Source organism: Levilactobacillus suantsaii (assembly GCF_004115745.1).
Taxonomy (GTDB): Bacteria; Bacillota; Bacilli; order Lactobacillales; family Lactobacillaceae; genus Levilactobacillus; species Levilactobacillus suantsaii.
In genome coordinates this window covers 66803-73692 of record NZ_QXIL01000011.1, presented here as the reverse complement: position 1 = coordinate 73692, position 6890 = coordinate 66803, and the positions used below count along the sequence as shown (strand labels likewise).

The 6890-nt window shown below is 51.8% G+C and carries 5 protein-coding genes and 1 pseudogene; all 6 read left to right on the top strand.

The genetic code is table 11. From position 1 onward, the window contains the following. Nucleotides 1-189: pseudogene (locus DXH47_RS11865) on the top strand (hypothetical protein); the annotation flags it as partial. Between the two features lie 13 nt (nucleotides 190-202). After that, entirely contained in the window at nucleotides 203-1633 is a 1431-nt protein-coding gene (locus DXH47_RS06970) for an MFS transporter (RefSeq protein WP_129032645.1), read from the top strand. Between the two features lie 71 nt (nucleotides 1634-1704). Further along, nucleotides 1705-3129 carry a glucuronate isomerase gene (gene uxaC, locus DXH47_RS06965; RefSeq protein ID WP_129032644.1) on the top strand — a complete coding sequence of 475 codons (1425 nt, stop codon included), beginning with the start codon at nucleotides 1705-1707 and terminating at the stop codon, nucleotides 3127-3129. A gap of 225 nt (nucleotides 3130-3354) precedes the next feature. Continuing rightward, nucleotides 3355-4554, top strand: a complete 1200-nt coding sequence (locus tag DXH47_RS06960; protein WP_129032643.1) for an MFS transporter — start codon at nucleotides 3355-3357, stop codon at nucleotides 4552-4554. 23 nt (nucleotides 4555-4577) lie between these two features. After that, nucleotides 4578-5549 carry an alcohol dehydrogenase catalytic domain-containing protein gene (locus tag DXH47_RS06955; protein WP_129032642.1) on the top strand — a complete coding sequence of 324 codons (972 nt, stop codon included), beginning with the start codon at nucleotides 4578-4580 and terminating at the stop codon, nucleotides 5547-5549. Between the two features lie 479 nt (nucleotides 5550-6028). Continuing rightward, entirely contained in the window at nucleotides 6029-6871 is an 843-nt protein-coding gene (locus DXH47_RS06950) for a GRP family sugar transporter (protein WP_129032641.1), read from the top strand. The last annotated feature ends 19 nt before the right edge of the window (nucleotides 6872-6890 follow it).

The window sequence follows — 6890 nt, the reverse complement described above, 5'->3', positions numbered from 1 at the left end:
ATATTCAGACAACACACCAGATTAAACGCCGCAACTAATAAAACAACAAAAAAGATCTCCCACACGAGGAGATCTCCAAAGGATAGAAACTATCCTTCAACACCATTTGACAAACTTCCGCTTTTATCTGTTTCAGCAATTTTTGTTTACCACTGCGGTAATTCGTCTTTTATTAAAAATTTAGTTTAGGAAGTGACTTTCGTTGGAGACACAAAAGACCATTACGATTTCCGCATCACCGTTCAATATCAAAGATAAAATTGGTTATATGTTCGGGGATATCGGAAATAATTTCTCGTTTAACATTGTTAACTCGTTCTTGATGATTTTTTACACCAACGTCTTAGGGTTAACGGGGTCGCAAGTCGGGGTAATCTTCTTGATTGCCCGATTCGTCGACGCCTTTGCCGATATTACCGTTGGTCGGTTGGTCGATAACAGTAAACTACATAAGATTGGCCGGTTCAAGCCTTGGATCAATCGGATGCGCTACCCGTTACTGATCGCTTTGATTCTGCTGTTTGTCCCTATCGTGAAGGACTGGGCCTTACCATTACGGTTGACCTGGGTCTTCATTACTTACATTGCTTGGGGGATCTTCTACTCCGCCGTTAACATCCCTTACGGTTCCATGGCCTCTGCTATCAGTAGCGACCCGAACGACAAGACGTCCTTGTCAACGTTCCGGTCCATTGGGGCATCCGTGGGTTCCATGATTACTAGTTACATCGTCCCAATGTTCATCTACATCGGCGCTTCCCAAAAGATTTCCGGGAACCGGTTCTTCTGGGTCGTTGTGGCTTGTGCTATCTTAGGCTACATCAGTTACCAATTAACGACTCACCTGACAACTGAACGGGTCCGGACTGAAAAGAGTAAGCCTGTTCCCCTTGGCCAAGTGGTCGAAGGCTTGTTTAAGAACAAAGCCTTAATCGTCTTGGTCTTAGTCGATATCATGGTCGTTATCAACCAAAACCTCTCCGGGACCTTGATTTCCTACCTGTTCAACGACTACTTCAAGAATACGTCCTTCATGGGGATTGCCCTTATTTTCAACTTTGCGACCGTTATTTTATTGGCGCCATTCAGTAACTGGATGACCCGGACGTTCGGCCGAAAGGAATGCTCTATCGTCTCACTTATCATCGGGGCCGCTCTTTACGGAATCTTGATGGTCGTGCATACGTCCAACATGTACTTCTACCTGGTCATGATGTTCTTCGGTTCCTTAGGTGCCGGGGTCTTCAACCTGATGGTTTGGGCCTTCATCACCGACGTTATCGATAATCACGAAGTCTTGACCGGTGTCCGGGAAGACGGGATCGTATACGGGGTCAACTCCTTTGCCCGGAAAGTCGCTCAAGCTATTGCCGGTGGTTTCGGTGGGTTCATGTTGACCTTCATCGGTTACAAGTCCTCCACTGGTGGCGGTGCTACCCAATCGCAAGCCGTTATCGACCAAATCTACAACTTGGCTACTGGTGTGCCGACGGTCTGCCTGTTAGTCGCTGCCTTGTTGTTACTCTTCTTCTACCCATTGAGCAAGAAGCGAGTTAACGAAAACGCTGCTAAGTTGGCTAAGATTCATAATGAAAACGCCGAAGAAGAAAAGGAAGAACAAACTAACAACTAGTCTGCTTTGTTTTTACCGTCCTTTCTACCGGGTTCCATTTACAATCTAATTTTTACAAAGGAGCTTTTTTCATGACCTTATTGAATGAAGATTTTCTGCTCACCAATGATCCAGCCAAGACGCTGTATCACGATTATGCTGAAAACATGCCCATCATTGACTACCATTGCCACTTGGAGCTAAAGGACATCTACGAAAACAAGAACTACCCGAACATCACCCGTCTGTGGCTAAACGACGGGAGCCTAGGCGACCACTACAAGTGGCGGCTCGAACGGGCCAACGGGGTTCCCGAAGACCTCATCACCGGTGACGGCGACGAATATCAAAAGTTCCTCGCCTGGGCTGGCACCATCGAAAAGTCCATCGGTAACCCGTTGTACGAATGGACCCACCTGGAACTCAAGCGCTTCTTCGGTATCGATGAACCACTGAACACCAAGACTGCCCCGGCTATCTGGAAAAAGGCCAATGAAATGGTCCAAAGTGAGGCCTTCAAGCCCCGCAACCTGATTAAGAACATGAACGTCAAGGTGGTCTGCACCACCGACGACCCGTCGTCCGACCTGCACTATCACAAGCTGATTAAGGCTGATGAAAATGAAAACGGGTTCAAAGTTCTGCCGGCGATGCGGCCTGATAATTTAGTCCGTATTAACCAAGGCGACTTTGGCGCCTACCTTAAACAACTGGGCGCCGCGGCCGGCGTTACCATCACCGACTACGACAGCCTGGTCAAGGCACTCGACAACCGTTTCCAGTTCTTTAGCCAGATGGGTGGCCGGTTGTCCGACCACGGGTTGAACAGCTACCACTTCCGCAAGATTTCTAAGGACGAGTTCAACCAAATCCTAACCAAGGCAACTAAGGATAACACGAAGTTGACCGCTGCCGAAGTGGATGGCTACACCACCCTCTTGTTGGAAATTCTGATGCGTTTGAACAAGCAATACGACTTCACCATGCAATACCACATGAACGTTTTGCGCAACGCTAACGGCCCGATGTTCCGGAAGTTGGGCGCCGACACCGGTTTTGACTCCATGGGATCCGAACCGGGCATCGCCGGTGAAATCATGGCGTTGATGAGCGACATGGCCGAAGAAGACGGGATTCCAAAGACCATCTTCTTCTCCACCAACCCCAACGATTGGATGGAACTGGCAACTGGCATGCAGAACTTCCAGGGCGGCATCAAACAAAAGATGCAACTCGGCTGTGCTTGGTGGTTCAACGATACCCGCGAAGGCATGCACGACCAACTGCGAATCATGGCCCAACAGAGCCTGTTACCAAACTTCGTCGGCATGCTGACTGATTCACGGAGCTTCCTGTCGTATCCACGGCACGAGTACTTCCGGCGGGTTCTCTGTGACCTAATCGGTGAGTGGGTCGTTCGGGGCCAGGTTCCTGACGACTACGAGTACTTGGGTAAGATTGTCCAAGACATCTCGTACAACAATGCCAAAAACTACTTTGGCTTCTTTGAAGACTAAGGGCTAACTCCTTTCAGACTTCTGAATTCCTAATAACTTGACAACAACTCGAAAGAGTCTGGGGCCGTGCCCCAGGCTTTTTTGACGTTCAAAGCCAGTTTCTTTCGAGGTAAATTCGTTATAGAATGAAAGTATCTTTTATCTCGATTCCTCCAGACACAACTTTTCAGGTTTTAAACTTTAATGATTGTGCCCCAAAAATTCTTCCACAGAAAGGTCGCTCGTATGGCTAAAAAAGCAGAACATACTATTGAAATCCTCCTGGTGGTACTGGCCATCGGGTTGTTAATGCGCTCCCCAATCACCACCCCACCACTCATCGTAACCCAATTGGCCCACCAATTGGGCGTTTCGACCGAAAGTCTGGGGTTACTGACCACGCTCCCGTTGGTGATGTTTTTACTCTTTTCGAACTTCGCCGCCATACCGCTAGCTAAACTGGGGGTTAAACCCGCCATGGGACTGATTTTGCTCCTACTCCTGGTCGGGTCAGGGTTACGGTTGATCATCACCCTACCGACCCTCTTTTTGGGCACCATCCTGATTGGTATCAGCATCGCCCACCTCAACGTGTTTATGCCCGCCTTCATTAAGGCTTATTTCCCGCTCAAAATCGCGTTGTACACCACCCTGTACTCCTTCACCATGAACTTGGGAAGCGCCGGGTTCAACCTATTAACGGCCCCCGCCACCCATCTGTGGGGTTGGCCGTCGATTCTCACGATTCTAGCCGGTGTGGCGCTGTTAGTCTTCGCCTTTTGGCTGGTCGTCAGTCGCCACCTGCCCGAAAAAATGAAAGCCACGCCGACTGACCACACTCAGCCGACTCCCAAGGGCCCCAGCCTGTGGACCAATCCCCATGCCTGGCTTTTCTTACTGACGTTTGGCTGCCAATCCGTCTTAAACTACACCATCGCCGCCTGGTTCCCGGTTTTGATGAGCTACCACCACTTAAGCGCCGATCACGTAGGTTTCATCATCGCCATCTATTCACTAGTGGGCGTGCCCGTGTACGTGGTGACCCCGCATCTCTTGACCCAACTTGGCCCCACCAGGTTACGCCGGTTGATTGCCGGGGCCGGCATTTGCGGGATTGTCGCCGGTAGCATGCTCTTCTTTCAAAACACCGCTTCGTTCAGTTTTTGGTTACTGGAAAACTTGCTGGTCGGTATCGCCGTCAGTTTCTTCTTCATTTACACCACGACCATGTTCGGCCTCAAGACCGCGAAACCGTTGATTACCGCGCGGCTCTCCGGGATGGCCCAAGCCGGCGGGTACTTCATGGCTGCGTTGGGGCCATCACTTTACGGCTGGGCCTACCACCTCGACCCAACCGGCACCCCCCAAAACATCGTCTACATCATCTTGATTATTGGCGCCATTGCCGGGGCACTGGGCATCCAGCGCCTCACGCGCATTCAATAACCCGTATTAAGGAGGAATTCACCATGCAAGCCGTTACTTTTACCCAATTTGGTGGGCCAGAAGTGCTCACCGTGACTGAGATTCCGCGCCCCGTTCCTCACGCCCACCAAGTCTTAGTTCAAGTTTTAGGTGTGGCGGTCGATCACGTCGATACGTTCGTCCGTAGTGGTGCGTTTCAAACCCCCTTGGCAACCCCACATATCGTGGGCCGCGACCTGGTCGGAACCGTGACCGCTGTGGCTGATGCCGCCAGTCCCTGGCACATCGGGGATCTGGTGTGGACCAACTCGGCGGGCTACGGTGGGCGGCTCGGCGCCACGGCTGAATACACCCTGGTGGACACTGACCGCCTTTATCCGGTCCCTACCGGCGTCGACCCCTTCCACCTGGTCGCGGCCGTCCATTCGGCGGCGACCGCAGCCATCGTGTTGACCGACATGATGCAAGCCCAAGCTGGCCAAAGCCTCTTAGTTGCGGGCGGTGCCGGTAACGTTGGGCGCAAGTTTTGTCAATTAGCGACTCAGATGGGCCTTACCGTGACCACCACGTCCGCGCCGCAAGACTTCGCAATCTGTCGCCAAATGGGGAGTGCCCGGTGCGTTGACTACCACACCCTCGCCGCCTTAAATGGGGCGACTTTCGACCACGTCATCGACACTTCCGGTCAGGTCAGCTTACCAACCAATCTGGCCTATCTAGCCCCACACGGGCAGCTCACCATGATCACCGCCCCCAAAGCCAGCTCGGTACCAATCGATTGGCGCCGCTTCTACATGCAAGACCAATCCATTGTCGGGTTCATTATCAGTCACGCGACCAGCAACCAATTAGCCCGCGCGGCACACCGGTTGAACCAAGCTTTTGCCCACCACGCCCTTCTCGAAGACCACCTCACCCAACGTCATTTCAGTACGGCGGCCGACTGCCACACGCAATTAGAAGCGGGAACGGACCATGGCCAGCGTTTCGTCCTGGTTCCCGACAGCACAGATTAACCAGCTAAACCAAATTACCCGTTTCATCAAAAAGAGGGTAATTTTTTTCGATTGGTATTGAAAACGGTTTCTTAGCCTGCTACTCTAAGAGTGATTCTTCACGGAAAGTAGGTGTCGTTCATGTTATCAGCTCTCTTATTTCCTCGAAAAATGCCGGCGGTCAGCGTCCTCGTTGACCACCGCGCCAGCGATAATGACGCACAAGCTGGGTGTAGAATTATCTTTACCCCTGGTTTCATGCCTTACACTATCGTCAGTCCGAAAGCTGATGGCTTGAATGACCAAGTGGTGCTTGCCACCGTCACCCCCCACCTCCGTCAACTGTTAGCTTATCCCATGGTCACCGCTTTAAGGCCCTGGCGTGGCCGGGCGAAAATTCCCGAGCGGGTGTCGGGCCTTAGACTGTCTTAACCAATGACCAGCGTCACGGCCCGCGCCCTTTTACGTGACTGTTCCTTTCGCTTAACAGGAGTTTGACCATGAACATTTTAATCGGGCTCATCCCCGCCCTTTTTTGGGGAATTTTACCAATCTGGATGCGCAAACTAACCGGTGGCAGTTGTTTGCAACAATTATTGGGAACCAGTATGGGCATCGTCATGACCGCCACGGCCCTCCAAGTCATCTTTCGTTTCAATATTAGTGCGCACGATTTTGGGCTTTATTTCATTTCCGGCGCCTTTTGGAGTATCGGTCAATGTGGCCAGTACTGGGGGTACGGTCAACTCGGCGTCAGTTTGACCATGCCACTATCCACCGCTTTTCAAATCATTGGTAATTCACTGATTGGCGGCTGGTTGTTCGGTGAATGGCGTGGGATCCAAGATACCGCTTTGGGCCTGGGGGCCTTGATGATTATCGTGGTGGGCGTCGCTAACGGCGTCGGCGGCTTAACCGTTAAAAACTTGCGGGGCTACCTGTTATTACTCGCCACGACCTTTGGCTACTGGGGGTACTCCGGCTTCCCCCACTACGCCAACTCGACTAGTGGCATCAACGGCTTTTTGCCCCAGGCCCTGGGCATGCTCAGTACCTCGTTGATTCTTTACTTAGTCGGTCGGCATCGACTTCCCGGCAACGATCCAGCTGGCCTGCGAAACATCACCTCGGGGCTGATTTTCTCGGTCTCGTCATCCGTTTACTTAATTTCTCTGCAATTAAACGGCCTGGTCAACGCGTTCGTATTGACCCAATTGAACGTCGTCGTGGCCACCTTACTGGGTATCGTCATCCTAAAGGAAGCTGATCCCAAACGGACCCTGACCACCTCCGCGGGTCTGGGCATCCTCATCGCTGGTGCCGTGGTGATGGTCCAAATCTAACGCAATCCTCATCAAAAAT

What these genes read in the sequence shown, in the direction of transcription:
- DXH47_RS06950 (WP_129032641.1), top strand. Translation starts at nt 6,029, where the DNA reads ATGAACATTTTAATCGGGCTCATCCCCGCCCTTTTTTGGGGAATTTTA.
- uxaC (WP_129032644.1), top strand. Translation starts at nt 1,705, where the DNA reads ATGACCTTATTGAATGAAGATTTTCTGCTCACCAATGATCCAGCCAAG.
- DXH47_RS06960 (WP_129032643.1), top strand. Translation starts at nt 3,355, where the DNA reads ATGGCTAAAAAAGCAGAACATACTATTGAAATCCTCCTGGTGGTACTG.
- DXH47_RS06955 (WP_129032642.1), top strand. Translation starts at nt 4,578, where the DNA reads ATGCAAGCCGTTACTTTTACCCAATTTGGTGGGCCAGAAGTGCTCACC.